23 protein-coding genes are annotated in these 26,245 nt (G+C 74.5%); 15 read left to right on the top strand and 8 right to left on the bottom strand.

Annotation, left to right across the window (positions count from 1 at the left end):
- The first annotated feature begins 207 nt into the window (after positions 1-207).
- The 3 genes from BLW63_RS06835 (at position 208) to ilvC (ending at position 3,817) form a co-directional block, all read left to right on the top strand.
- A complete protein-coding gene (locus tag BLW63_RS06835) occupies positions 208-2,079 on the top strand; it encodes an acetolactate synthase large subunit (RefSeq protein ID WP_091152820.1) in 1,872 nt (623 codons plus the stop codon).
- 91 nt (positions 2,080-2,170) lie between these two features.
- Positions 2,171-2,698 (top strand): acetolactate synthase small subunit, encoded by a 528-nt coding sequence (gene ilvN / locus BLW63_RS06840; protein WP_091152822.1) that lies wholly within the window; start codon positions 2,171-2,173, stop codon positions 2,696-2,698.
- A 90-nt stretch (positions 2,699-2,788) separates the two neighbouring features.
- Positions 2,789-3,817 (top strand): ketol-acid reductoisomerase, encoded by a 1,029-nt coding sequence (ilvC, locus tag BLW63_RS06845; RefSeq protein ID WP_091152824.1) that lies wholly within the window; start codon positions 2,789-2,791, stop codon positions 3,815-3,817.
- Positions 3,818-3,946: 129 nt separating this feature from the next.
- Here ilvC and BLW63_RS06850 read toward each other — a convergent pair whose 3' ends face one another.
- Together BLW63_RS06850 and BLW63_RS06855 are read right to left on the bottom strand one after the other, a co-directional pair.
- Positions 3,947-4,363: a hypothetical protein gene (locus BLW63_RS06850; protein WP_139263497.1), complete on the bottom strand. Its 417-nt coding sequence runs from the start codon at positions 4,361-4,363 to the stop codon at positions 3,947-3,949.
- Between the two features lie 20 nt (positions 4,364-4,383).
- Positions 4,384-5,145 (bottom strand): hypothetical protein, encoded by a 762-nt coding sequence (locus BLW63_RS06855; RefSeq protein WP_091152829.1) that lies wholly within the window; start codon positions 5,143-5,145, stop codon positions 4,384-4,386.
- A gap of 171 nt (positions 5,146-5,316) precedes the next feature.
- Between BLW63_RS06855 and serA the strand changes: the two genes are divergently transcribed.
- From serA to BLW63_RS06880, 5 genes are all read left to right on the top strand, one after another.
- Positions 5,317-6,918 (top strand): phosphoglycerate dehydrogenase, encoded by a 1,602-nt coding sequence (gene serA, locus BLW63_RS06860; protein WP_091152831.1) that lies wholly within the window; start codon positions 5,317-5,319, stop codon positions 6,916-6,918.
- A 16-nt stretch (positions 6,919-6,934) separates the two neighbouring features.
- Positions 6,935-7,957, top strand: coding sequence for a 3-isopropylmalate dehydrogenase (locus tag BLW63_RS06865; protein ID WP_091152833.1), 1,023 nt, complete (start codon positions 6,935-6,937; stop codon positions 7,955-7,957).
- Positions 7,958-8,127: 170 nt separating this feature from the next.
- Entirely contained in the window at positions 8,128-8,997 is an 870-nt protein-coding gene (locus BLW63_RS06870) for an FAD binding domain-containing protein (RefSeq protein ID WP_091152834.1), read from the top strand.
- Between the two features lie 7 nt (positions 8,998-9,004).
- Entirely contained in the window at positions 9,005-9,520 is a 516-nt protein-coding gene (locus BLW63_RS06875; protein ID WP_091152837.1) for a (2Fe-2S)-binding protein, read from the top strand.
- Positions 9,517-11,976, top strand: a complete 2,460-nt coding sequence (locus BLW63_RS06880) for a xanthine dehydrogenase family protein molybdopterin-binding subunit (RefSeq protein ID WP_091152839.1) — start codon at positions 9,517-9,519, stop codon at positions 11,974-11,976. Before BLW63_RS06875 ends, BLW63_RS06880 begins: the two co-directional genes overlap by 4 nt.
- An 11-nt stretch (positions 11,977-11,987) precedes the next feature.
- Here BLW63_RS06880 and BLW63_RS06885 read toward each other — a convergent pair whose 3' ends face one another.
- The 4 genes from BLW63_RS06885 to BLW63_RS06900 all read right to left on the bottom strand — a co-directional run bounded on the left by BLW63_RS06885 (position 11,988) and on the right by BLW63_RS06900 (position 16,396).
- Entirely contained in the window at positions 11,988-12,665 is a 678-nt protein-coding gene (locus BLW63_RS06885; RefSeq protein ID WP_091152841.1) for a GntR family transcriptional regulator, read from the bottom strand.
- A gap of 7 nt (positions 12,666-12,672) precedes the next feature.
- Complete coding sequence (locus BLW63_RS06890) at positions 12,673-13,386, bottom strand: enoyl-CoA hydratase/isomerase family protein (protein WP_091152844.1); 714 nt, start codon at positions 13,384-13,386, stop codon at positions 12,673-12,675.
- The gene (locus BLW63_RS06895) at positions 13,386-14,924 is read right to left on the bottom strand and encodes an aldehyde dehydrogenase (protein ID WP_211517036.1); all 1,539 of its coding nucleotides are present in this window, start codon (positions 14,922-14,924) and stop codon (positions 13,386-13,388) included. Before BLW63_RS06895 ends, BLW63_RS06890 begins: the two co-directional genes overlap by 1 nt.
- 98 nt (positions 14,925-15,022) lie before the next feature.
- Complete coding sequence (locus BLW63_RS06900; RefSeq protein ID WP_091152846.1) at positions 15,023-16,396, bottom strand: dihydroorotase; 1,374 nt, start codon at positions 16,394-16,396, stop codon at positions 15,023-15,025.
- Positions 16,397-16,494: 98 nt separating this feature from the next.
- On the opposite strand from BLW63_RS06900, the gene BLW63_RS06905 reads away from it, so the two are divergent.
- Complete coding sequence (locus tag BLW63_RS06905; protein WP_211517037.1) at positions 16,495-17,511, top strand: asparaginase; 1,017 nt, start codon at positions 16,495-16,497, stop codon at positions 17,509-17,511.
- 11 nt (positions 17,512-17,522) lie between these two features.
- Here the strand turns inward: BLW63_RS06905 and BLW63_RS06910 are convergent, their stop codons facing one another.
- A complete protein-coding gene (locus BLW63_RS06910) occupies positions 17,523-18,671 on the bottom strand; it encodes a flavin reductase (RefSeq protein ID WP_091152848.1) in 1,149 nt (382 codons plus the stop codon).
- 256 nt (positions 18,672-18,927) lie between these two features.
- On the opposite strand from BLW63_RS06910, the gene BLW63_RS06915 reads away from it, so the two are divergent.
- From BLW63_RS06915 to BLW63_RS06930, 4 genes are read left to right on the top strand one after another with little or no spacing between them, the layout of a single operon-like run.
- A complete protein-coding gene (locus BLW63_RS06915; RefSeq protein WP_091152850.1) occupies positions 18,928-20,064 on the top strand; it encodes an LLM class flavin-dependent oxidoreductase in 1,137 nt (378 codons plus the stop codon).
- Entirely contained in the window at positions 20,061-20,651 is a 591-nt protein-coding gene (locus tag BLW63_RS06920; protein WP_091152851.1) for a carboxymuconolactone decarboxylase family protein, read from the top strand. The genes BLW63_RS06915 and BLW63_RS06920 overlap by 4 nt, the downstream gene beginning before the upstream one ends.
- The gene (locus tag BLW63_RS06925; protein ID WP_091152853.1) at positions 20,648-21,430 is read left to right on the top strand and encodes an alpha/beta fold hydrolase; all 783 of its coding nucleotides are present in this window, start codon (positions 20,648-20,650) and stop codon (positions 21,428-21,430) included. Before BLW63_RS06920 ends, BLW63_RS06925 begins: the two co-directional genes overlap by 4 nt.
- Entirely contained in the window at positions 21,427-22,311 is an 885-nt protein-coding gene (locus BLW63_RS06930; protein WP_091152856.1) for an NAD(P)-dependent oxidoreductase, read from the top strand. The genes BLW63_RS06925 and BLW63_RS06930 overlap by 4 nt, the downstream gene beginning before the upstream one ends.
- 248 nt (positions 22,312-22,559) lie before the next feature.
- On the opposite strand, the gene BLW63_RS06935 is transcribed toward BLW63_RS06930, so the two are convergent.
- Positions 22,560-23,807 carry a PucR family transcriptional regulator gene (locus BLW63_RS06935; protein ID WP_091152858.1) on the bottom strand — a complete coding sequence of 416 codons (1,248 nt, stop codon included), beginning with the start codon at positions 23,805-23,807 and terminating at the stop codon, positions 22,560-22,562.
- A 137-nt stretch (positions 23,808-23,944) separates the two neighbouring features.
- Here BLW63_RS06935 and BLW63_RS06940 point away from each other — a divergent pair, with 137 nt between their 5' ends.
- The gene (locus tag BLW63_RS06940; protein ID WP_244522411.1) at positions 23,945-25,183 is read left to right on the top strand and encodes an FAD binding domain-containing protein; all 1,239 of its coding nucleotides are present in this window, start codon (positions 23,945-23,947) and stop codon (positions 25,181-25,183) included.
- A 65-nt stretch (positions 25,184-25,248) separates the two neighbouring features.
- The gene (locus BLW63_RS06945; RefSeq protein WP_091152860.1) at positions 25,249-26,232 is read left to right on the top strand and encodes a cyclase family protein; all 984 of its coding nucleotides are present in this window, start codon (positions 25,249-25,251) and stop codon (positions 26,230-26,232) included.
- Positions 26,233-26,245 lie beyond the last annotated feature (13 nt).

A 26,245-nucleotide genomic window follows, 5' to 3' on the forward strand; every position in this document is an offset into this window, starting at 1 on the left:
GCGCGTCGGTCCTCCCGACCGACGCGCTGACCCCTCCGTGCCCGCAGGCACGGGGGGTCTTTCGTTTGCGGGCCCCGACCTCCTCCCGACGGCCGCCGGCCCGCCGCAGGCACCCGCGCCGCACACCGCACGGCCCCGTCCAGGGGCGCCCGCAGCACGCAGCACCCTCAGTGAGCAGCACCTCAGTGAGCGAGGCCAGGAGACGCCATGACCAGCACCACCCCGGGTGGGTCCGCCACCCGTGAGGCCGCCGAGGCACTGACCGGGGTCGAGACGACCGCCCGCTCGCTCGAGGAGGCCGCCGCCGAGCCGCTCACCGGCATCAGCGGGGCGCAGAGCCTCGTGCGGTCGCTCGAGGCGGTCGGCGTCGACGTGGTCTTCGGCATCCCGGGCGGGGCGATCCTCCCCGCCTACGACCCGCTGTTCGACTCCCACGTGCGCCACGTGCTCGTCCGGCACGAGCAGGGTGCCGGACACGCGGCCACCGGCTACGCGCAGGCCACCGGCCGGGTCGGCGTCTGCATGGCCACCTCCGGCCCGGGCGCGACCAACCTGGTGACCCCGCTGGCCGACGCCTACATGGACTCGGTCCCGATGGTGGCCATCACCGGCCAGGTCCCGAGCGCGGCGATCGGCACGGATGCCTTCCAGGAGGCCGACATCCGCGGCATCACGATGCCGATCACCAAGCACAACTTCCTGGTCACCGACCCCGACGAGATCCCGCAGCGGATCGCCGAGGCCTTCCACCTCGCGGCCACCGGCCGCCCCGGCCCGGTGCTGGTGGACATCGCCAAGGACGCCCTCCAGGCGACCACCGACTTCTCCTGGCCGCCGCGGCTGGACCTGCCCGGCTACAAGCCGACCACCCGCCCGCACGGCAAACAGGTCCGCGAGGCCGCCGCGCTCGTCGCTGCCGCGCGCCGGCCGGTGCTCTACGTCGGCGGCGGCGTCATCAAGGCCCAGGCGAGCGCCGAGCTGGCCGAGCTGGCCGAGCTCACCGGCGCCCCGGTGGTCACCACGCTCATGGCGCGGGGCGCGTTCCCCGACAGCCACCCGCAGAACCTCGGGATGCCGGGCATGCACGGCAACGTCACCGCGGTCACCGCGCTGCAGAAGGCCGATCTGCTCGTGGCCCTCGGTGCCCGCTTCGACGACCGGGTCACCGGCCAGCTGTCGTCCTTCGCGCCCGGCGCGCTGGTCGTGCACGCCGACATCGACCCGGCCGAGATCGGCAAGAACCGCAAGGCCGACGTGCCCATCGTCGGGGACGCGCGGGAGACGATCGCCGAGCTGGTCACCGCGCTGCGCGCCGAGCGCGAGGCCGGCCGCACCGCGGACCTGTCCGCCTGGTGGGCGCAGCTGGACCAGTGGCGCCAGAAGTACCCGCTCGGCTACGACTGGCCCGAGGACGGCGCGTTGTCGCCGCAGTACGTCATCGAGCGGCTGGGTGCGATCGCCGGCCCGGACGCGATCTACGCCTCCGGCGTGGGCCAGCACCAGATGTGGGCCGCCCAGTTCATCAAGTACGAGAAGCCGGGCACCTGGCTCAACAGCGGCGGGCTCGGGACGATGGGCTACGCCGTCCCCGCGGCGATGGGCGCCAAGTACGGCTGCCCGGACACCACCGTGTGGGCGATCGACGGCGACGGCTGCTTCCAGATGACCAACCAGGAGCTGGCCACCTGCGCGATCGAGGGCATCCCGATCAAGGTCGCCATCATCAACAACGGCAACCTCGGCATGGTCCGCCAGTGGCAGACCCTCTTCTACGAGGGCCGCTACTCCAACACCAAGCTGCACCCGGTCGACGACCAGGGCCGGCCCAAGCCGGTGCGCATCCCCGACTTCGTGGCGCTGGCCGAGGCGCTGGGCTGCGTGGGCCTGCGCTGCGAGTCCAAGGACGACGTCGACGCCGTGATCGAGAAGGCCATGGCGATCGACGACGCCCCGGTGGTCATCGACTTCACCGTCGGCGCCGACGCCCAGGTGTGGCCGATGGTGGCCGCGGGCGCCAGCAACGACGACATCCTGGCCGCGCGGGGGATCCGCCCGGTCTTCGGCGAGGGGCAGGTCTGATGAAGGACCCCCTTCCTCCCCACCACTCGCACGCTCGCGGCGGGTCCCTGCAAGGGGGCCGGCCCGCAAGACCGGAAGAAGGTCCCCTCCGATGACGAGGCACACGCTCTCGGTGCTGGTCGAGAACAAGTCCGGTGTGCTGGCGCGCGTCTCGGCGCTGTTCAGCCGCCGCGGCTTCAACATCGAGTCCCTCGCCGTCGGGCCGACGGAGAACCCCGACCTCTCCCGCATGACGATCGTCGCCGATGCGGAGAGCCAGCCGCTCGAGCAGATCACCAAGCAGCTCAACAAGCTCGTCGAGGTCATCAAGATCGTCGAACTGGACGCGACCGCGGCCGTGCAGCGGGAGCTGCTGCTGGTCAAGGTGCGCGCGCCGATGGCCGACCGCACTCAGGTGCTGCAGACCGCCGAGCTGTTCCGTGCCCACGTCGTCGACGTCAACACCGACACGGTGACCCTGGAGGCGACCGGCACGCCGGACAAGCTCCAGGCCCTGCTCGCCGTCCTCGCCCCCCTGGGCATCAAGGAGATGGCGCAGTCGGGCACGGTCGCCCTGGGCCGGGGTCCGCGCTCGATGAGCGGCGCCGGTACGTTGCGCCCGGTCGAGCGCACCGCCTGAGCGGACCCCTCTGCCCCCCACCACTCGCAGGCTCGCGGCGGGACCCCGCAGAGGGGCCGCCCACCTCACCACCGGAAGGAACCGCACCGCATGGCCGCCGAGATCTTCTACGACGACGACGCCGACCTCTCGATCATCCAGGGGCGCACCGTCGCCGTCATCGGCTACGGCAGCCAGGGCCATGCCCACGCGCTGTCGCTGCGCGACTCGGGCGTCGACGTCCGCGTCGGCCTGCCTGAGGGCAGCAAGAGCCGGCCCAAGGCCGAGGCCGAGGGCCTGCGGGTCGTGACCCCGACCGACGCCGCTGCCGAGGCCGACCTGATCATGGTCCTCGTCCCGGACCACGTGCAGCGGAAGGTGTACGCCGAGTCGATCGAGCCCAACCTGCAGGACGGCGACGCGCTCTTCTTCGCCCACGGCTTCAACATCCGGTTCGGCTACGTCAAGCCCCCGGCCGGTGTGGACGTCGCCATGGTCGCCCCCAAGGGCCCCGGCCACCTGGTGCGCCGCGAGTTCGAGAACGGCAAGGGCGTTCCGGCGCTCGTCGCCGTCGAGCAGGACGCCAGCGGCTCGGCGCTGCAGCTGGCGCTGTCCTACGCCAAGGCCATCGGAGGCGCCCGCGCCGGCGTCATCAGGACGACCTTCGCCGAGGAGACCGAGACCGACCTGTTCGGCGAGCAGGCCGTGCTCTGCGGCGGCGCCAGCGCGCTGATCACCGCCGGCTTCGAGACCCTCACCGAGGCCGGCTACCAGCCCGAGATCGCCTACTTCGAGTGCCTGCACGAGCTCAAGCTGATCGTCGACCTCATGTACGAGGGCGGCATCGCCAAGCAGCGCTGGTCGGTGTCCGACACCGCCGAGTACGGCGACTACACCTCCGGCCCGAAGGTCATCGACCAGCACGTCAAGGACGCCATGAAGGACGTTCTGGCCCGGATCAAGGACGGCTCGTGGGCGGCGGAGTTCATCGCCGACCAGGACGCCGGCGCGCCGGACTTCAAGCGCCGCCGTGCCGAGGCCGAGGCGCACCCGATCGAGGAGACCGGCCGCAAGCTGCGCGGCCTCATGAGCTGGGTGTCGGCGTCCGACGACTACACCGGCACCGCCGCCCGCAGCTGAAGAAGGACCACCCTCCCCCCCGCGCCTCGCAGGCTCGGCGCGGGTCCCTGGAGGGTGGCCGCTCTTGTACGTCACGAGAGGGGTACCCGCTGTCGGGAGGCAGCGGGTACCCCTGGCGTCGTCCGCGGGCTAGCGGTCGCGGTGGGCGGCGAACCACTCGCGGGACGGTGCCTGCAGCAGGAGCACCACGGCACCGACGGCGAGCAGCAGGAGCAGCGCGGGCAGGAAGGCCACCCCGCCGCCCTGCAGCAGCCCGACGACGAGGCCGGCGAGGGCGACGACGCCGGTGACCGCCGAGGCGGCGAGGAGCGGCCGCGCGGACCGGCCCCGCAGCACCGAGACCGCGCCCCACAGGCACCCCGCCGTCAGCGTCAGGTAGAGGACGCCGAACAGCCCGAGCAGGCCGGCCTGCGGGCTGAACGTGAACGACACCAGGGCCACCAGGAACAGCAGCGTGGCCTCGGTGAAGCCGGCCACGCCCGCCATGAGGACGTGCGGTGGCCGCTGCGGGCCCGCGGCGGGGCCGGGACGACCGGTGGAGGACACGGGCTGCCCCCCGTCCGGCGTCAGCGGCCGCGCCGCGCGCGGTGCGCGGCGTAGAACTGCGCGGCCGGCCGCAGGCAGAGCAGCACGACGATCGCCAGGGCCGCCAGGACGAGCAGCAGGGCGAAGACGACCTCCCCGCCGCCCACCTCCCCGGTCGCGAGCCCCGTAAGGACGAGCACCGCGAACACGCCGGTCGCGGCGGCGGCGATCGCACCCCCGACCAGCAGCAGCACGCGGCTGCGGCCGGTCAGCGCCTGCACCGAGCCCCAGATGACCAGCACCGTCCAGGCCAGCGCGAGCACCCCCATCACCACGAGCACGCCGGTGACCTGCCCGGTGTCGATGCCGCTGGTGTCGGCGTCCTGGAAGGCCGGGTCGTTGGCGGCCAGGTCCTCGAAGACGGTCCCGAACACCGCGCCGCCCAGGAGCAGGCCCAGGGACACCAGCACGCCGAGGGCCCCGAAGACGAAGCCGAGGACGGCGGCGACCACGACCGGCGCCGGCCGGACGGGCACCGCCGTCTGCCCGTACTGCCCGTACTGCCCGTACGGGCCCTGCGGCGGGTAGGGGCCCCAGCCGCCGGGCTGGCCGTACGGCTGCGGGGGACCGGGCTGCCCGCCCGCCTGGCCCTGGCCGTAGGGGGAGGGCTGGTACTGCTGGCCCCCGTACGGCGGCCCGGGCTGTCCGCCGCCCGCGTACTGCTGCGGCGCCTGCCCGTACTGCTGCGGCGGCGTGTACCGCGGGTCGCGGCCGGGGTCGTACTCGTCGTCCTGGGTGCTCATGCTCTCCTCCGTCGGCGCCGGCCTCCGCCGACCGTCCCGGCCAGGATGTCCGGCCCGTCGCACCCCGGGCAAGCGACGCCACCCGGTGGGAGGGCGGCCGGCCGCGGTGCCCGGACCGGCGGACGGGGCTGCGCGGCCCGGTAGCGGCGGGCGTCCCTAGGCTGTGGTCCCGTGACTCCGACCGCGCCCGTCGTCCTGATCGCCGAAGAACTCGCGCCCAGCGTGCTGGAGGTCCTGGGGCGCGACGTCGAGATCCGGCACGTCGACGGCGCCGACCGCGCCGCCCTGCTGCCCGCGCTGGCCGACGCGGCCGCGGTGATGATCCGCAGTGCCACGCAGATCGACGCCGAGGCGCTGGCCGCGGCCCCGAACCTCAAGGTCGTCGCCCGCGCCGGCATCGGGCTGGACAACGTCGACGTGCCGGCGGCGACCGAGCGCGGCGTCATGGTCGTCAACGCGCCGACGTCGAACATCGTCAGCGCGGCCGAGCATGCGGTGGCGCTGCTCCTGGCCGCGGCCCGGCACATCCCGGCCGCCGACGCGTCGCTGCGCGAGGGCACCTGGAAGCGGTCGAGGTACACCGGCGTCGAGGTCACCGACAAGGTCGTCGGCGTGGTCGGCCTGGGCCGGATCGGCCAGCTGGTCGCCCAGCGGCTGGCCGCCTTCGGGGTCACGCTGATCGCCTACGACCCCTACATCCAGCCGGGCCGCGCCGCGCAGCTCGGCGTCCGCATGGTGTCGCTGGAGGAGCTGCTCCGCGAGGCCGACTTCATCTCCGTCCACCTGCCCAAGACGCCGGAGACCCTGGGCCTGATCGGCGCCGCGGAGCTGGCCACCACCAAGCGCGGCGTCATCATCGTCAACGCCGCCCGGGGCGGGCTGGTCGACGAGGTTGCGCTGGCCGAGGCGCTGGCGTCCGGGCAGGTCGGTGCGGCCGGCATCGACGTGTACGCCAAGGAGCCGTGCACCGACAGCCCGCTGTTCCGGCTGCCGAACACCGTCGTCACGCCGCATCTGGGCGCCTCGACGACCGAGGCCCAGGACAAGGCCGGCACCGCGGTGGCGCACTCGGTGCGGCTGGCGCTGCAGGGCGAGTTCGTGCCGGACGCGGTGAACGTGCAGGCCGGCGGGGTCGTCGCCGAGGACGTCCGCCCCGGCCTGCCGCTGGCCGAGAAGCTCGGCCGGGTGTTCACCGCCGTCGCCGGCGGGCTGGCCCAGTCGGTGACCGTCGACGTGCGCGGCAAGATCGCCGAGTTCGACGACTCGGTCGTGCAGCTCGCCGTCCTCAAGGGCGTCTTCTCCGACGTGGTCGAGGAGCAGGTCACCTACGTCAACGCGCCGCTGTTCGCCGACCAGCGCGGCCTCGAGGTGGCGCTCACCAGCGACGTCGAGAGCCCCGACTACCGCAACCTGATCAGCGTCCACGGCGCGATGGCCGACGGCACCGGGATCACCGTCTCCGGCACCCTTTTCGGCAAGAACCAGGTGCCCAAGCTGGTCGAGGTCAACGGCTTCGACATGGACCTGGACGCCTCGGGTTACCTGCTGTTCTTCGTCTACACCGACCGGCCCGGCGTCGTCGGCACCGTGGGCGCGGCGCTGGGGGAGGCCGGCATCAACATCGCCGGCGCCCAGGTCAGCCGCACGACCCGCGGCGGCGAGGCGCTCATGGCGGTGATCGTCGACAGCCCCGTCCCGGCCGAGCTGCTCGGCGACATCGCCGGCCGGATCGGGGCGCGTGAGGCCCACTCCGCCGACCTCAGCGCCGCCTGACCTAGGGTCGGTCCTCATGCGCCTGGCAGTGATCCCTGGAGACGGCATCGGCCCGGAGGTGGTGGCCGAAGGCCTCAAGGTCCTCCGCGAGGTGGCCCCCGACGTGGAGACCACCCCCTACGACCTCGGGGCCGCCCGCTGGCAGCGGACCGGCGAGCTGCTGCCGGACACGGTGCTCGACGAGCTGCGCCAGCACGACGCCATCCTGCTGGGTGCCATCGGTGACCCGGGGGTCCCCAGCGGCATCCTCGAGCGGGGGCTCCTGCTGCGGTTGCGCTTCGAGCTCGACCACCACGTGAACCTGCGGCCGGCCCGGCTCTACGACGGCGTCCGCAGCCCGCTGGCCGAGCCCGGCGAGATCGACATGCTCTGCATCCGGGAGGGCACCGAGGGCCTGTACGCCGGCAACGGAGGCGTCGTGCGCCGGGACACCCCGCAGGAGATCGCGACCGAGGTCAGCCTCAACACGGCGTTCGGCGTCGAGCGGGTCGTCCGGTACGCGTTCGAGCGGGCGGTCGCCCGGCCGCGGCGGCACCTCACGCTGATCCACAAGACCAACGTGCTGACCCACGCCGGGTCGCTCTGGTCGCGCACGGTGGAGGAGGTCGCGGCCGAGTTCCCCGAGGTCACCGTCGCCTACCAGCACGTCGACGCGGCGTCGATGTTCTTCATCACCGACCCCGGCCGCTACGACGTCATCGTCACCGACAACCTTTTCGGCGACATCGTCACCGACGTCGCGGCGGCGGTCACCGGCGGCATCGGCATGGCGGCCAGCGGCAACCTGGACACGTCCGGCACGCACCCGAGCATGTTCGAGCCGGTGCACGGCTCCGCACCGGACATCGCCGGCAGGGGCGTCGCCGACCCGACCGCCACGGTGCTCTCGGTCGGCCTGCTGCTCGAGCACCTCGGCCGCGCCGACCAGGCGAAGAAGGTCAACGCCGCGGTCGCCTTCGACCTGTCCACGCGGGGCGGGCAGGACACGCTGCGCACGCAGGAGGTCGGCGACCGGCTCGCCGCGCTGACGAGCGGCTGAGCCCCCGGCCGGCGGACGTCGCCGGCCCGGCCGCCCCGAGCTCCCGGCTGACGGGCCTGTGCCCGGTCACCGACGGACGGTGCACATCATGGGCCCGGACACATGGTGTCCGAGGGGGTTCCCCGGCAGGATCGCGGCACGCTCCGCGCGTCACTCCGGAGGAGGCCGCCGTGAAACCGCCGCCCTTCACCTACTCGGTCCCGACCACCGTCGCCGACGCCGTGGCGCTGCTGGTCGAGCACGCCGAGGAGGAGCCGCGGGTCCTCGCCGGCGGGCAGAGCCTGGTGCCGCTCATGAACTTCCGGCTGGCCCAGCCCGGGCACCTCGTCGACCTGCGGCGGGTGACGGGGCTGGACACCCTGCGGCTCGACGGCGACCACCTCGTGGTCGGCGCCATGGTGCGGCAGGCGACGGCCGAGCGGAGTCCCGAGGTGGCGCTCGCCGCACCCCTGCTCGCCGAGGCCCTCGGCCACGTCGCCCACCCACCCGTCCGGCACAGCGGAACCGTGGTCGGCAGCATCGCGCACGCCGACCCCGCCGCCGAACTGCCCGCGGTCGCCCTCGCCCTGGACGCCGAGATGACGGTCGTCGGGCCGCAGGGGGAGCGGCGCATCCCTGCCGGCGAGTTCTTCCTGGGACCGTTCACCACCGCGCTGGCGCCCGAGGAGATCCTCACCGAGGTCCGCCTCCCGCGGTTCCCCGGCGGCCACGCCTTCGTGGAGTTCGCGCGCACCCACGGCAACTTCGCCGTCGTCGGCGTGGCGGCTCTCGTCGCCGTCGAGGACGGGCGGGTCTCCCGCGCCGCGGTCGCGGCCAGCGGCGTCGCCCCGACGCCGGTGCGGCTGGCCGCGGCCGAGGAGGCGCTGGTGGGGATGACGGGCGACGACACGGCCGTCGAGGCCGCGGTCGACGCCGCCACCGCCGGCCTCGACCCGGCCGGCGACGTGCACGCCAGCGCGGCGACCCGCACCGACATCGCCCGCGTGTGCCTGCGCGAGGGCATCGGGCGCGCGCTCCGACGCGCGGAGGACCGGAGATGAGGCGGAGATGACCGAGTTGCAGGACGTCACCCTGACCGTCAACGGACGCCGGTACACCCTGGCCGTGGAGCCCCGGCGCCTGCTCGTGGACGTGCTCCGCGACGACCTCGGCCTGGTCGGCACCCACATCGGCTGCGAGCACGGCGTGTGCGGCACCTGCACCGTGCTCGTCGACGGTGCCAGCATCCGGTCGTGCACCACGCTGGCGGTCCAGGCCGACGGGCGGACGGTCCGAACGGTGGAAGGGCTGGGCGACGGCGCGGGGTTGCACCCGCTGCAGGAGGAGTTCTGGGACAAGCAGGGCCTGCAGTGCGGCTACTGCACGCCGGGGATGCTCATGCGAGCCCTGGAGATCCTCGAACAGGACCCCGACCCCACCCCGGAGCGGGTACGCGAGGGGATCGCCAGCAACCTGTGCCGCTGCACCGGATACCAGTACATCGTGGAAGCCGTCATGGCCGCGGCGCCGCGCATGCGACTGGCCGCCCCTGCCACCCAGCCGACCACCGGAGCCCAGGCATGACCGCCGTCGAGCGTCCCGCCCCGCCGCCGGTCCGCACCCACAAGGAGGACCGCAGGTGGGTGGGCAAGAGCATCCGCAAGGTCGAGGACCCCAAGTTCCTGCGCGGGCGGGGCGGCTACGTCGCCGACCTGGTCCGGCCGGGCACCCTGCACGCCGCGGTGCTGCGCAGTCCGATGCCGCACGCGCGGATCCTCTCGATCGAAACCGCGGCCGCGGAGGCCGCCCCGGGCGTGCACCTCGTGGTCACCGGCGCACAGGCCGCCGAGCTGACCGGCCCGCTGCCCGACTTCGGCCCCGACCCGACCAAGCACACCTGGCGCTGCCTCGCCGTCGACAAGGTCCGCTACGTCGGTGAGGGGGTGGCCGTCGTCGTCGCAGACGACCGCTACCTCGCCGAGGACGCCCTCCAGCTCATCGAGGTCGAGTACGACCCGCTGCCTCCGGTGACCGACCCCGAGGCGGCCCTGCGGCCGGGCGCGGCGCTGTTGCACGAGGCGCTCGAGAGCAACTGCGCCTACGACCGGCAGTTCACCTTCGGCGACGTCGCCCGTGACTTCGCCGAGGCCGACGTGGTCGTCCGCGACCGGCTGCGCTGGCACCGCTCGGGCGGGCAGCCGCTGGAGACGGTCGGCGCGATCGCCGACTTCGACCCGGCCACGGAGAAGCTCACGGTGCACACGAACTCGCTGAGCTTCACCAGCTACATGTTCATGGCGGCCGGCGCGCTCGGGATCCCCATGAACAAGTTCGACGTCCACCAGGTGCCGGCCGGCGGCAGCTTCGGCTCCAAGCTGTTCGTCACCAAGCCGACGGTGATCGCCGGCATGTGCTCGCGGATCCTCGGCCGCCCGGTCGTCTACCTGGAGGACCGGGTCGACAACATGTCCAACTGCGACCACCACGGCTCCGACCGCGTCTACGACGTCGAGCTGGCGGTCATGCGTGACGGCACCCTGCGCAGCATCACTATCGACACCATCGACGACTACGGGGCCTACATCCAGTTCGGCGTCGGCCACCACGGCAACGCCCTAGCCCAGGTCACCGGCCCCTACACGATCGGCAGCGTCCAGTACCGGGTCCGCGCGGCGCTGACCAACAAGAACCAGCAGGGCGCCTACCGGGGCTTCGGTTCCGAGGTCAACAACTGGATGCTCGAGCAGGTCGTCGACAAGGCCGCCCGGGAGCTCGGCATGGACGCGGCCGAGATCCGCCGGCGGAACTTCATCCCGCCGGAGGCCTTCCCGTACTTCATCCCCAGCGGGAACGTATACGACAGCGGGGACTACGCCACGGTCCTCGAGAAGGCGCTGGAGCTCGGGGAGTACGACCGCTGGCGGGCGGAGCAGGCCCGCCTCCGCGAGGAGGGGCGCTACATCGGTATCGGGCTGATCTCCGCGCAGGAGCGGAGCGTCTTCTCCGCGACGGAGTTCTGGTTCTGGTTCGACGAACCCAACGCCCCTGTCACCAGCAGCCCCGAGAGCGTGACCCTGGGGGTGGACGCCACCGGCACGATCACCGCGACGCTGTACTCGTGCGCCTTCTGGGGCAACAGCCCGGAGACGATGGTCGCCCAGCTGGTCGCCGAGGAGTTCGACTGCGACCCGCACTCGGTGTCGATCATCTACCACGGCCTGTCCGGCGGGCTGCCGGCGACGGGACCGGGCGGCTCGCGCACCACGGTGATGCTCGCCGGCGCCGTGGAGGGGGCCTCGGCCAAGATCAAGGCCAAGGCGCGGAGGGCCGCGGCGCACCTCATGGAGGTCGACCCGGAGGACCTTGAGTGGGCCGAGGGCGGCTTCCAGGTGAGGGGCGTGCCGGATCAGCGCAAGGGTCTCGACGAGATCGCGGCCATGCTGCACATGTTCAAGCACAGCTTCCCCGAGGACCTCGAGTCGGGTCTGGAGGAGTCCAAGGTCTACGACCACCCCTACACGACGATGCCCGCGCCGGACCGCAGCGACCTCGGCGTCTTCTACCCGTTCATGGGCAACGCCTGCCACGTCCCCGTGGTGGAGGTCGACGTGGCGACCGGGGAGGTCCGGATCCTGGCCTACGCCGCGGTCCACGACTGCGGGACCCTCGTCAACCCGCGCTCGCTCGCCGGTCACATCGTGGGCGGGACCGCCCAGGGGATCGGGACCGCGCTCTACGAGGAGTTCGTGTACGACGACGAGGGTCAGCTGGTCACCAGCAGCTTCCTCGACTACTCGATCCCCACGGCGATGGAGGTGCCGGAGCTGCGCATCGGGCACGTCGAGACGCCGTCGCCGTACACACCGCACGGCATCAAGGGCGGCGGTGAGGGCGGCCGCATGATGGCGCCGGCGGCGCTCAACGCGGCGGTCAACGACGCACTGGCCCCGCTCGGGGTGCGGGTCACCGAGCTGCCGATGACCCCGGACCGGTTGCGGGCGGCCATCCGGGAGGCAGGAGCGGCACCGGGACGGGGCTGAGCGGGTCGAGGTCAACCGGCGGCGGGGCGCTGCTCCGTCCCGTCGCCGGCCAGCCCGGTCCGCAGCAGGTACTGCAGGATGAAGTCGTGCGAGGTCGCCAGGTGCAGGCGGGTCAGCTCGGCGACCTCCCGGGGGTCCCCGGCGCGCACCGCGGCCAGGATCTGCCGGTGCTCCCGGTGGAGGTGCTCGACGTCGCCGATGACGTCGAGGTGGAGGTGCACGTACCGGTCGGTGAGCCGGCGCAGCTGCTCGGTCAGGGCCACCATCCGCGGCCGGTCGGCCCGCTCGTAGACGAGGGCGTGGAAGCGCGCATTGGCCTCCAGCCACTCGCCGGGGGAGGTCTCCCCGGCCTCCATCCGGTCGGCCAGGGCGGCCATCTGGGCGATCTCGGCGCGGCCTACGTTCGGCACGGCGATGGCGGTGACCACCGGCTCGACGGCCTCGCGCATCTCGTAGAGCTCCTGCAGCTCCGGGATGGACAGGCTGGTGACCGTGGCACCGGTCACGCCGAGCTGCACCAGGCCCTCGGTCGCCAGGACGTGCAGCGCGTCGCGCACCGGGATCCGGCTGACCCCGTACTCCGCGGCGATGTCGGCCTGGGACAGCAGCGTCCCCGGGGGGATCGCCCCCGTCCACAGCCGCTCGCGGAGCCCCCGCGCGACGCGGCTGCCCGCTGACTCCTCGGCCATCGTCAGCTCACTCCTCGCCGCGCCGCAGCGAGCCGACGACCAGCCGGTCGATGCTCATGTCCAGCGCCTGGTCGTCGCCGACCGCCCCGAAGGCCCGGAGCATGTCCTTGATGTCGGCGTGCACCCGCGGACTGCGGGCGCGCAGCTGGGCCACCCGCTCGTCGACGTCCTTGCGCAGCTCGTCGGCGGTGCCGACGACGGCGTTGAGCAGGCCCAGCTCCAGGGCGCGGGCGGCGGGGACCTGCTCGCCGGTGGCGGTCAGCCAGAAGGCCTGCCGCTCGCCGATCTTCCGCGGCAGCCAGGCCAGCACCAGCGCGGGTGCCAGGCCGATGCCGACCTCGGGGAAGGAGAAGCGGGCGTCGGCGACGGCGACCGCGACGTCGCAGGCGGCCAGCACCCCGACGCCGAAGCCGGCCGCGTCGCCCTGGACCTCGGCGACGGTGACCAGCCGGGTGCGCCGGAAGGCCCGCGTGACCGCGACCAGCGTCTCCGCCTCGCCGCGCACCACGCCCGGCGCGGTGCTCGTGCCCCCACGCTCGCGGCCCCGGCAGAACGCCTCGCCCACCGAGCGCACCCGCAGCACGTGCGCGCCCTCGGGCGGGGCCTCGAGGACGCCGACCAGCTCCCGCAGGTCGGCCAGGGTCCAGAGGTTGTCCGGACCGCGGTCCAGCTCCGCGACGAGGACGCCGTCGGTGACCGGTGAGATGGACAGCCCGGCCATCAGTTGAGCCGTCCCGTCGCCCGGCCGCCGTACCAGTCGACGTCGTCGGCCGCGGTGCGCACGGTGATGGCGCGGACGTGCGTGAAGTCGTGGAAGGACTCCCAGCCGCCCTCGCGGCCGGTGCCGCTCTCCTTGAGGCCGCCCCAGGGCGAGGAGGGGTCGAGCCGGTGGTGGTCGTTGACCCAGACCATCCCCATCTCCAGCTGCTGAGCGACGCGGTGCGCCCGGGCCACGTCGCGCGTCCAGATCGCCGAGCCGAGCGCGAACGGCGAGTCGTTGGCCAGCCGGATCGCCTCGTCCTCGTCGTCGAAGGGGATCACCACGACGACCGGGCCGAAGATCTCCTGCTGGGCGATCTGCATGTCGTTGCGGACGTCGGCCAGCACCGTCGGCTCGATGAAGAAGCCACCCGGGAGACCGGGGACGTCGGCGGCGCGGCCGCCGGTGACCAGCCGGGCGCCCTCGGCGATCCCGCTCTCGACGTGGCCGAGGATGCGGGTGCGGGCCCGCTCGGAGATCACCGGGCCGAGCTGCGTCTCGGGCAGGGACGGGTCGCCGACCCGGATCTGCTGCGCCTGGGCGGCGAGCCCGTCGACGACCCGGTCGTAGACGCCCCGCTGGACCAGCAGCCGGCTGCCCGCGATGCAGGTCTGCCCGGCGCCGATGAACCCGGCGAAGGCGGCTCCGCGGGCGGCGACGTCGACCGGGGTGTCGTCGAAGACCAGCACCGGCGACTTGCCGCCCAGCTCCAGGGTGGCCTTGGCGAACCGGCCGGCCGTGGCCAGGGAGATCGCCCGGCCCACCTCCGTGCCGCCGGTGAAGACCACCTTCTTGACCAGCGGGTGCTCGGTGAGGGCCGCACCGGCCGTGCGCCCGAGGCCGTTGATGACATTGAGGACGCCCGGCGGGATGCCGGCGTCCGCCGCGATGTCGCCGAGCAGCATCGCGGTCAGCGGGGTCTGCTCCGACGGCTTGAGGACGACGCTGTTCCCGGTCGCCAGCGCCGGCGCCAGGCTCTTGGAGGCGATCATCATCGGGTGGTTGAACGGGGCCAGGATGCCGACCACGCCGAGCGGGAAGCGGCTGGTGTAGGCGTGGTAGTCGCCACGCAGCGGCACCACGGCGTCCCGGTCGGCCAGCAGCAGCGCGGCGTTGTAGCGGTACCACTCCGCGAGCCGGGTGATCTGCGCCTTCGTCTCGGTGATCGGCCGGCCGTTGTTCATCGTCTCCAGCGTGTAGAGGTCCGCCATGCGGGCCTCGATGCCGTCGGCGAAGCGGTGCAGGAGCCGGGCGCGGTCGTGGATCGGCATCCGGCTCCACACGCCGGAGCGGAACGTCTCGTCGGCCACGCGGACGGCGCGGTCCACGTCCGCGGTGTCGGCCGCGGCGACGGTCGCGAACGCCTCGCCGGTGGCGGGGTTGACGACCTCGATCGGCTCGGCGCCGCCGGGGGACAGTTCGCCGCCGATCCGCAGACCGGTCGGCAGCGAGGCCACCGGCAGGTCCACGACGTCGGGGACGGGGCTGGACAGGGTCACGGGGGCTCCTCGGACGGGGGCTCGGGGTCGTATGCGGAGGAGGCTCCCCGTATACGGCTGGGACGACCTTAGGTCCGGACGACCCGCGGGGCAAGACCTCAGCTCGAGCCCGGGACGGCGCCGGCGCCGGGCAGGAAGCGGCCGCCGCGGGCGCGCAGCGGTCGGCCCTCCTCGGCCACGAGCGCGCCGCGCAGGTAGGTCTGCACCACGCGGCCGCCCACGCTGCGGCCGTCGTACGGCGTCCACCCGGCCTTGGAGAGGACGTCGGCGTTGCGCAGCGTCCGGCGGGCGGCGGGGTCCACGAGCGCCAGGTCGGCGTCCGCGCCCGGCGCGATCCGCCCCTTGCGCGGCCAGAGGCCGTAGGCCCGCGCGGGCCGCTCGGCGTAGACGCGGGCCACGTCCTCGTACGAGAGGTGCCCGCGGGCGACCGCGTCGAGCAGCAGCTGCATGGTGCTGTCGAGGCCGGGCAGCCCGAAGTGCACGTTCCAGATGTCGCCGGCGCGCTTCTGCTCGAGCGTGGAGGGGGCGTGGTCGCTGGACATGTGGGTGAGGACGCCGGAGCGCAGCAGCTGCCACATCTCGGCCTCGTCGGCGTCGGTGCGCGCCCGCGCCGGCGGGGTGAACTTGCGCAGCGCCCCCGCGTCGAGCACCTCGTCCTCGCGCAGCAGGAAGTACTGCGGGCAGCCCTCGGCCGCCAGCGCGCCGCCGCGGGCCCGTTCGGCCGCGAGGTACGCGGCGACCTCCGGGTGGCTGACGTGGGCGACCGTGGCCCGCGCGCCGGTCCGCCGGACGAGCAGGGCGGCGACGGCGGCGGCGACGAGCTCGGCGTCCCGGTTGCGCCAATCGGGCAGGATCCCGCCGTCGGTGCGGCCCTGCTCGCGCAGCAGGGTCTCGGCCGCCCCGGTCAGGGACTCGTCCTCGCAGTGCAGCAGGCTCACCGCCCCGGCCAGCGCGGTCGCCTCCAGGTGCTCCCTGAGCCGGGCCGGGTCGTGCCCGGGGACGCCGTGGGTGGTGCAGGTGAAGACCTTGAAGAAGGTCACGCCGGCGGCCCACAGGGCGGCCACGTCGCCCGCCCGCCCCGGCCAGGCGTGCGCGGCCAGGCCGTAGTCGACGTCGGCGCGCTCGCGCAGGTACGCCGTCTTGTCCCGCAGGTCGTCGACGGTGCGCACCGGGCTGCCGTGGGTGTGCTCCACGATCGTGGTGACGCCCGCGGCGGCGGCCGCGGCCGTCCCGGTCGGGAAGTCCTCCCGCTCCGGGCTGCCCGGGTCCATGAGGTGCACGTGGGTGTCCACGCCGCCGGGCAGGACGACCAGCCCGGTGGCGTCCACGGTGCAGGTGGCGGTCGGGCCCCCGGCCGCTACCGGCGGGCCCACGTGGACGACGACGCCGTCCCGGACGCCCACGTGCGCGCGGCGGCGTCCGGCCGGGGTGACCACGGTGCCCCCGGCGACGAGCAGGTCCAGGTCGGTCACGCGGCGGTCCTCCGGTCGACGGGTGGGGTGAGCGGGGTCCTACGGTGTCCCGGCCGGGGGCCGACGGGGCCGCCGGGCGGGGACGGGAGGGTGCCGGGGTGGACGGACGGGTGCGGGTGGCGGTGGGGTCCCTCGGCGGCACCATCACGATGACCGCGCCGGCCGCCGGTGGCGGGGTGCGGCCCGAGCTTGAGGCGGCCGACCTGCTGCGCGGCGTGCCGGGTCTCGGCGCGGTCGCCGAGATCGACGCCACCACGCTGCAGACGGTCCCGGGCGCCTGGCTGCGGCCGGCCGACGTGGTCGCCGCCGGCGACTGGGCCGCCGCACAGGTCGCCGGGGGAGCCGACGGCGTCTTGCTCGTGCAGGGCACCGACACGATCGAGGAGACCGCCGCGCTGCTCGACCTGTTCTGGGACCACCCGGAGCCCCTCGTCGTCACCGGCGCGATGCGCTCCCCGGCGGCGGCCGGCGCGGACGGGCCGGCCAACCTGCTCGCGGCAGCGCGCGTCGCGGCGGACCCCGGCGCGCGTGACCGCGGGGTCCTGGTGGTGCTCGCCGACGAGGTGCACGCCGCCGCGCGGGTCCGCAAGACCGACAGCATCGCGCTGCACGCCTTCACCTCGGGGTCGTTCGGCCCGGTGGGCCGGGTGCACGAGGGCACGGTGACCTTCGCCGGACGGGCGGCGCGCTGGCCGGCGCTGCCCCGGCCCCGGGAGGGGAACGACCCGCCGCGGGTCGCCCTCCTCGAGACGCACCTCGGCGACCGGGGGGAGCTGCTGGAGCTGGTCACCGGCGCCGGCTGGGACGGCGTGGTCCTCGCCGGCTTCGGCGCCGGGCACCTCTCCGCGGCGGCGGCGGAGGTCGTCGGCGCCGCGGTGCGGCGGTGTCCGGTCGTGCTGGCCAGCCGCACCGGCGGGGGCCCGGTGCTCGCGGGCACCTACGGGTTCGTCGGCTCGGAGGAGGACCTCCTGGCCCGGGGCGTGCTGCCCGCCGGCTGGCTCGACCCGCGCAAGGCGCGCCTGCTGCTCTGGGCGCTGCTGGCCGGCGGCGCGGATGCCGGCACCCTGCGGGCGACGGTGACCGCCCGGGGCGCGGCTCCCGGCGGGCCGGCCTGAGCCGGCGCCGCTCAGAGCCGGCCGCCGGTCTGCTGCAGGATCTCCCGGACGCGCTGCTTGGCCAGGTCGGTGTAGCGGTACACCGCGGCCCGGGCCGCCGCCGCGTCGCCCCGCTCCATGCCCTCGGTGATGCCGCGCTGGGCCTCGATGAAGCTCTGCGACGTCACCGGCGTCGCACCGAAGCTGCGGGTCATCACGGACTTGATGTGCAGCTGCGCGAACGCAGTGGTCAGCGCCGCGCTGTGGGCCAGCGAGACCAGCCCCTCGTGGTACGCGTAGTTGGCGTCGAGGTAGCCGTCGAAGTCGACGAACCGGTCGCCGACCAGGAGGGCCGCCATCGCCTCGAAGCGGGCACGCAGCCCGGCCAGCTCCGGCTCCGGCACCCGCCCGCACACCATGTCGATGACCCCGAGCTCGATGGCGCAGCGGGCGTCGAACGTCTCGTCCGAGGTCCGGACGGTGAACGGGACGACGACGTAGCCGCGCTCCGGGTCCCGGCGGACCAGGCCCTCGGCGGCCAGCCGGGTGAGGGCGTAGAACGCCGCGGGCTTGTCGACGTCCAGGGAGTACGCGAGGTCGTCGAGCAGCAGCACGGTGTCGGCGGCGTACCGGCGCTCCAGCACCTGCTGGCGGGCCCGCTGGTAGACGGCGTCGTCGCGGGCGAACTCGAAGCGCCCGAAGCCGCCGCGGAAGTAGGTCAGCGGGGCGCCCTCCGCGGCCTCGGCCCGGCGCACCCGGCCGAGGAAGACGGTGTGGGTCGCGGCCCGGACCTCCTCGACCACCTCGCACTCGATGCGCGCCAGCGCCTCGCTCAGCAGCGGCACACCCAGGACGCCCTCGCTGACCTGCACCCCGGCGAACTTGTCCGACGCGGGCGTGGCGAACTGGTGCGCCAGGTGCCCCTGGCCCTCCCCGAGCACGTTGACCCCGTAGGCGCCGCTCGCCGAGACCGCGGCGCAGGTGACCGACGAGGTGTTCAGGCAGGCCAGCATCATCGGCGGATCCAGGGACAGCGACGTCACCGAGCTCGCCGTCATGCCGAAGGGCCCCTCCGGCGTGCGGGTCGTCACCAGGGTCACCCCGCTGGCGAGGTGCCCCACGACGTGCCGGAAGGTCGTGGCGTCGGGCGCGGGGGCAGCTGCCGGCTCGGGAGTCGTCACGCGGACCGTCCTCGCTGTGGCGTGCCGCGCCCCGTGCGGGCGCGGACCTGTCCCGAGTAGACCGGCGCGACCGGCGCGGGGGGATGGCGGAGCACGTCACCCCGGCAGGACGCGGCTGCCGGGGACCGTCAGCCCGGCCGCGCGACTCACGGCGTCCGTCATCGCGCGGCGGTCAACTTGTCCGCCGCCGACACTGCCCGGCCGGCGGTCGGAGCCCTTGACTGGGGCCGTCCACCCCGACCCCGAGGAGACCGTCGTGAGACTGGGCTACTTCGCCATGCCGATGCACCCCCAGGGGCGCCCGTGGGCCGAGACCCTGCGGGAGGACCGCGAGGCGGTGATCCTGACCGACCGGCTCGGCTTCCACGACGCGTTCATCGGCGAGCACCTCACCGACCGCCACGAGAACATCACCAACAGCCTGGTGTTCCTCGCGACGCTCGTCCCGGAGACCTCGCGGATCCGGCTGGCCACCGGGACGACGAACCTCTCGCACATGCACCCGGCGCTCGTCGCCGTCAACAGCGCGATGTTCGACCACCTCTCCGGCGGCCGGTTCATCCTCGGCGTCAGCCCCGGGGCGCTGCCCTCGGACGCCGAGCTGCTGGGCATCCTCGGCGAGGACCGCAACCAGATCTTCGCCGAGGCCATCGACGTCATCACCGGGCTGTGGGAGCGGGAGCCGCCCTACGACATCGACCTGCCGGGCAACCGGTTCACGGTCACCACGGCGTCGACCTACAACGACGACGTCGGCGTCGGGATCATCGGCAAGCCGCTGCAGACGCCCCGGCCGGAAATCGTCGGCACCGTGGTCGCGCCCTTCTCCAAGGGCGTCGTCGCCATGGGCGCCCGCGACTTCCACCCGCTGTCGGCCAACTTCCTGCTGCCGCAGTGGGTGGCCACGCACTGGCCGAACTACGTGGAGGGCAAGCAGTCCGCCGGGCAGACCGCGTCGCCCGCCGACTGGCGCGTCGCCCGCACGGTGTTCGTCGCCGACGACGCCAGGGTCGCCGAGGCCTACGGCCGGGCCGAGGCCAGCAGCCCGTACCGCTACTACTACGGGAAGATGCTCGGCAAGATGCGGACGCTCGGCCGCCTCGGGCTGTTCAAGACCTCGCGGGAGCAGCCCGACGACGAGATCACCCTCGACGGCGTGCTCCGGGACCTGGTGATCTGCGGGACGCCGGACTCCGTCGCCGAGCAGGTCCTGGCGCTGCGCGAGCAGACCGGGGACTTCGGCGAACTGGTCTACGCCGGCCTCGACTGGGTCGACCCCGAGCTGGCCCGGCGCTCGATGGAGCTGATGGCGACGAAGGTCATGCCGCAGGTCAACGAGGCGCTGGGCGAGGACGACGGGCCCGTGCCCGAGGGCGGGGAGAGCCGGCCGTGACGGCGTCCCCGGTCGAGGACCGGCTGCCCCTGCCGCCGGACGACGAGCTGACCACCGAGCAGCGGGTGGCGGTCGCGGAGATCAGCGCGGGACCGCGCGGCGGGGTCATCGGCCCGTTTGCCCCGCTGCTGCGCAGCCCCCAGCTGATGACCCGGCTGCAGAAGGTGGGGGAGCACCTGCGCTTCTCCAGCGGGCTGGACCGCCGGCTGTTCGAGCTGACGATCCTGTACGTCTCCCGCTGGTGGGACCAGGACTTCGAGTGGAGCTACCACCACCCCCTGGCCCTCGAGGCGGGGCTGGACCCGGCGGTCGCCGACGCGATCGGCGCGGGCCGGCGCCCGGAGGGGATGGACGCGGCCGCCGCCGCGGTCTGGGACCTGCTCGACGAGCTGCACCGGACCCGGCAGGTCGGCGACGACACCTACGCCCGGGCGCTGGCCGAGCTGGGGGACGCCGGCGTCGTGGAGGTGGTCGGCGCCGCCGGCTACTACACGACCCTGGCCATGGTCATGAACGTCGCCCGCACCCCGGTGCCGGGCGGGTCCACCCTGCCCGCGACCCGCGTCCCGGACGGAGGCCGCCGGTGAGCCGCCCCCTGCCCACACCGGTGCTGCACCGGACCGGCGAGGGGCCGCCGGTCCTGCTGCTCCACCCGCTGGGCGTCGACCGGACCTTCTGGGACGACGTGGCCGCCCGGCTGGCCGGGGTCGAGGTGCTGACCTACGACCTCCCCGGCCACGGGGAGACCCCGGTGCCCGAGCAGCCGTACACGATCGAGGACCTCACCGAGCAGGCCGCCGAACTCCTCGCCGAGGCCGGTGCGGTCCCGGCGGACGTCGTCGGCGTCTCGCTCGGCGGGCTGATCGCGCAGCGGCTGGCCGCCTGCCACCCGGAGCTGGTGCGCCGGCTGGTGGTCGTCGACGCCGTCGCGGTCTATCCGCCGCCGCTGAAGCAGCAGTGGCGCGACCGGGCCGCGGCCACGCCCGCCCAGGGGCTCGAGCCGCTGGTCGGGCCGACCCTCGCGCTGTGGTTCACCGCCGACGCGCTGGCGGCCGGCGGGCCGATGGTCGAGCGGGCCCACCGCACCTTCCTCGCCGGGGACGCGCAGGGCTACGCGCACGCCTGCGCCGCGCTCGAGGAGGTGGACCTGACCGGCGTCGTCGGCCGGATCATCGCGCCCACCCTGGTCGTCTGCGGGGAGGACGACGCCCCGCCGTTCACCGCCGCCGCCCGCGAGCTCGCCGCCGCGCTGCCGGACGCGCGGCTGGTGTGGCTGTCCCCGGCGCGGCACGCGGGCGTGCTGGAGCAGCCCGAGCAGTTCGTGCAGGCGCTGACCGGCTTCCTCGCGGACGGAGCGGCCCGGTGACGCGCGAGCCGGTCGGCTTCCTCGGCCTCGGGGTGATGGGCTCGGCGATGAGCGGGCACCTGCTCGCGGCCGGCCACCCGGTGCCCGGCTTCGACCCCGACGCCGGCCGCCGCGCCGACCACGAGCAGCGCGGGGGCTCGGTGTGCGCCAGCCCGGCCGAGGTGGCCCGGGTCGCCGACGTCGTCGTGACGTCGCTGCCCAGCGCCGCGGCCCTGATGGAGGTCCTCGACGGCACGGCCGGGCTCCGGGATGCGGCGCGGCCGGGCCTGGTGGTCGTGGAGACCAGCACCCTCTCGCCGGAGACCAAGCGCGAGGGGGCCGAGCGGGCCGCCGCCTTCGGCGCCACCCTGCTCGACTGCCCGATGAGCGGCACCGGCCAGCAGGCCCGCGACGGCGACCTGGTCGCCTACCTCAGCGGGGACGAGGCGGCCAAGGAGCGGGCGCGGCCGGTGCTCGCGGCCTTCACCCGTGCGCAGTACGACCTGGGCGCCTTCGGCCAGGGCACCGCGATGAAGCTCGTGGCCAACCTGCTGGTGGCGGTGCACAACGCCGCCGCGGCGGAGGCGCTGCTGCTCGCCCAGCGCGCCGGGCTGGACCTGGACCAGGTGCTGGCCGCGGTGGGCGACGGGGCCGGCGGCTCGCGCATGCTGCAGGTCCGCGGCCCGCTCATGGCGGCCGGCCGGTACTCACCGGCCACGGCCACGGTCGCCACGATGCAGAAGGACAACGGCCTCATCGCGCAGTTCGCGCACGGCGTGGCCAGCCCCACGCCGCTGTTCTCGGCCACCACCGTCCTCTACGAGGCCGCGGTCGCCCAGGACCGGCTCACCGAGGACACCGCATGCGTCTTCGGCGTCCTGCAGCGGCTGGCCGGGCAGTGAGCGGACAGGGGCGGAAGCCCGCCAGCGAGGCGGCCGCCGACAGGGAGGGAGCATCGCAGCGAGGAACGAGCGAGGAGCGGACCGACCGCGGAGGCGGCCTGGGCGGGGGAGCGAGGAGCGGAGCGCCCCGCGGGAGCGAACGGAGGGCAGTGAGCGGACAGGGGCGTGAGCATCGCAGCGAGGAACGAGCGAGGAGCGGAGCGCCCCGCGGGAGCGAACGGGGAACGCCGACCGGGCGGGGCGCCCGGTCAGGCCGGACCGGCGAGCAGCCGCTGCAGGCGCAGGGCCACCTGCAGCTCGGTGCGGCGCTCGGTGAGCGGATGGCCCAGGTGCTCCTCGGCCCGGTGCAGCCGGTTGCGCACGGTGTGCTCGTGGAGCTGGAGGTGCTCGGCGGCGGAGACGTGGCTGCCCAGGCGGAAGGACGCCTGCAGCGTCTCCCGCAGCCGGGCGGCCTCGGCGGTGTCCTCGGCCAGCCGGCCGAGCTCGGCGCGCACGAAGCGGCGGCCCCGCTCCGGGTCGCGCAGCAGCATGATCTCCAGGGCGACGTCGGCGTGCTCGAGCACCCGCGGCGCGGTGGCACGGCCCCACGCGGCCCGCACCCGCTCGACGTCCTGGGCCTGCTCGTGCGCCTCGCGGAACCCGGCCAGGCCGCCCAGCGGCTCGGACACCGAGGCCTCCACGCCGGCGTCGGCGAGCGCGGCCCGCAGCTGCCGGCGCGCCTCGCGCGTCCAGCCCGGGACGGTCAGCCACACCGCCGTCCGGCTCAGGTCCAGCGGGTGAACGAGGGTCTGCCGGACGCCGGTGCGCGCCCGCACGCCGGTCATCAGGCTGCCCGCGGCGCCCTCGGCCACCTCCGGCAGCAGGACGACGACGTGCTCGCCGCCGAGGTCGTGGTCGAGCGTGATCAGGTCCGAGGGCGCCAGCGAGGTCCGGTCCCCGCGCAGGATCTCCCGCACCAGCCCCTGCCGGACGTGCGCCCGGGTGCGGCTGAGCGCCTCGTCCACGCGCGCGTGGTTCTCCGCGACCAGCGAGGCCACGTGGTCCTGGTAGTCGAAGATCGCGGTCGTGAGCTGCGCGAGGCCCCGCAGCGCCTCCGCGCGGGGGACGTCGGCGGCCTGGGCGACCTCCTGCAGCCGGTCGGCCCACGCCCGCCACATCTCGGCGAACCCCACGCGGTAGGAGCGCTGCAGCGCGGTCTGCGGGATCCGCAGCTCCGCCTGCACGCGGGCGAAGACGAGCGGCCGTTCCAGGCGCACCGCGTCCAGGGGCAGCCGGCCGCAGAGGACGTCCTGCAGCAGCCGCAGGTTCTCCCGGACGCTGGCGCGCAGGTGCTCGGCGAAGCCGGCGTCCTCCGCCAGGTCGGGGAAGGCGACGGCGATGTCCCGGGCCACCACCCGTTCACAGAGCGCGGGCAGGTCGACGCCCGCGGCCATCTCCCGGACCCAGCCGGGCAGCGGCTCGCGGCCGGTGAGCGCGGGGTCGGCCGCGTCGAGCACCGGGACCCTCCCTCCGCCGACGGCCGCGGGAACGCTACACGGGACCGGGGGCACGTTCCAGGACGGGCGCCGGTGCTGACCCCCCGGGGTGAGCCGGCCCCTGCCGCGGTCCCCGCCCCGGCCCGGGGGGTCGCGCCGTGACCGCCGGGGGGACCGGCCGGCTGCCCGGGCGCCGGCCGCTGCGGGTCGCCGTCCTCGGCGGCTCGCTCATCGGGCTGACCACGGCGCTGGTGTTCCGCGACCTCGGCTGCGACGTCGACGTCTACGAGCGGTCCCGCTCACCGCTGGAGGGCCGGGGCGTGGGGATCGTGCTGCACCCCGCGACGGCGCGCTACCTGCTGGAGAACCGGCTGCTCGACCTCGCCGCGGTCAGCACGTCGGCCACCTACCACCGCTACCTCGCCGACGACGGCTCGGTGCTGACCGAGGACGCCCGCCGGCACCACTTCACCGGCTACAACACCCTCTACGGCACGCTGCTGCGCGCCTTCGGCCGCGACCGCTACCACCTCGACTCCGAGGCGACGGGCATCGCGCAGACGGCCGACGAGGTGCGGGTCACCTTCGCCGACGGCCGCACCGTCGACTGCGACCTGCTGGTGGGGGCCGACGGCGTCTCCTCGTTCACCCGCCGCGCCGTGCTGCCCGACGTCCGGCAGCGGTACGGCGGCTACGTGGCCTGGCGCGGGGTCGTCGACGAGCGCGAGCTGAGCCCGGCGACGTTCGCGGCGCTCGACGACTCGCTGACCTACTACGTCCGCCCGGGCACGCACGCGCTCACGTACCCGATCCCCAACTACGACGGCGCGGTGGAGCCGGGGCGCCGGCTCATGAACCTGGTCTGGTACCGCAACGTGCCCGAGGGCGCGCCGCTGGACGACCTGCTGACCGACCGCTCCGGGCGGCGCCGGGACGTGTCCCTGCCGCCCGGAGCGGTGCGGGACGAGCACCTGGCCGAGTTCCGGGCCACCGCGCGCGAGCAGCTGCCGCCGCCGCTGGCCGAGGTCGCCGCGAGGAGCCAGGCGCCCTTCCTCCAGGTCATGGTCGACGTCGACGTCCCCCGGATGGCGTTCGGCCGGGTGGCCCTCGTCGGCGACGCGGCGTTCGCCGTCCGGCCGCACGCGGCGGCGGCCACCGCCAAGGGCGCCGAGGACGTGTGGGCGCTGGCCGCGGCCCTGGTGCGGTCCGGGGGCGACGTCCCGGAGGCGCTGCGGCTGTGGGAGCCGGCCCAGCTCGACCTCGGCCGCGCCCTGCTCGCCCGCACCCGCCACCTCGGCGAGGGCGCCCAGTTCCGCAGCGACTGGGTGCCCGGCGACCCGTCGCTCACCTTCGGGCTGCGGGTCCCCGGCGACTCGGCGGACATGCCCGTGCAGTGACCGGGTTCCCGGTCGACCCGCGGACCGGCCCGGTCGCGGACCCATCCACCCCAGCAGGAGGAACCATGGCCAGCTCACCGGCCGACGACGTGCCCTTCCGCGGTGACGACGTCATCCGGGACTACATCGGGAGGTTCTCGAACTGGGGGCGCTGGGGGGAGGACGACCAGCTCGGGGCGCTCAACCACGTGGGCCCGGAGCAGGTGCTCGCCGCCGCCCGCACGGTCCGCCAGGGCAAGGTCGTCTCGATGGGCCTGCCGCTGGACCTCAACGGCCCGCAGTCGGGGGGCTTCCGCGCCAACCCGCTGAACATGATGACCGCGACCGGCACCGACTACCTCGCCGGCAAGCAGGACCCGCTCCCGGGTGGGTTCGGCCCGTCCAAGGGCTTCGGCTTCTCCGACGACGTCCTGGTCACCCCCAACCAGTCCGGCAGCCAGTGGGACGGCCTCGCGCACATCTTCTGGAAGGGGCGGATGTACAACGGCTTCGACGCCGGCAACGTCACCGCCAAGGGTGCCGCGACCTGCGGCATCCAGGTCGCGAAGGACCGGTTCGTGATGCGCGGCGTGCTGCTGGACGTTGCCCGGCACAAGGGCGTCGAGTGCCTGGAGCCGGGTTACGCGATCACCGTCGAGGACCTCGACGCCACCGCCGCCGCGCAGGGCGTGGAGGTGCGCACCGGCGACGCGGTCGTCGTGCGCACCGGCATGACCGAGACCCGGCGCGGCGCGTGGGGGGACTACAACGGCGGGGACGCGCCCGGCCTGTCGCTGCACACCGCGCCGTGGCTGTACGAGCACGATGTCGCGGCCATCGCCACCGACACGTGGGGCTGCGAGGTGCGGCCCAACGAGGTCGACCTGTTCCAGCCGCTGCACATCGTCGCGCTGGTGCACATGGGCATCCCGTTCGGCGAGATCTGGGACCTGCAGGCCCTCGGCGAGGACTGCGCCGCGGACGGCGTCTACGAGTTCCTGCTGTCCGCGGCGCCGCTGCCCATCACCGGCGCGGCCGGCTCGCCGATGAACGCGATCGCGGTCAAGTGACCGGGGCGACGAC

It is taken from the genome of Geodermatophilus africanus (genome assembly GCF_900107105.1).
In the GTDB taxonomy this organism is placed as follows: Bacteria; Actinomycetota; Actinomycetes; order Mycobacteriales; family Geodermatophilaceae; genus Geodermatophilus; species Geodermatophilus africanus.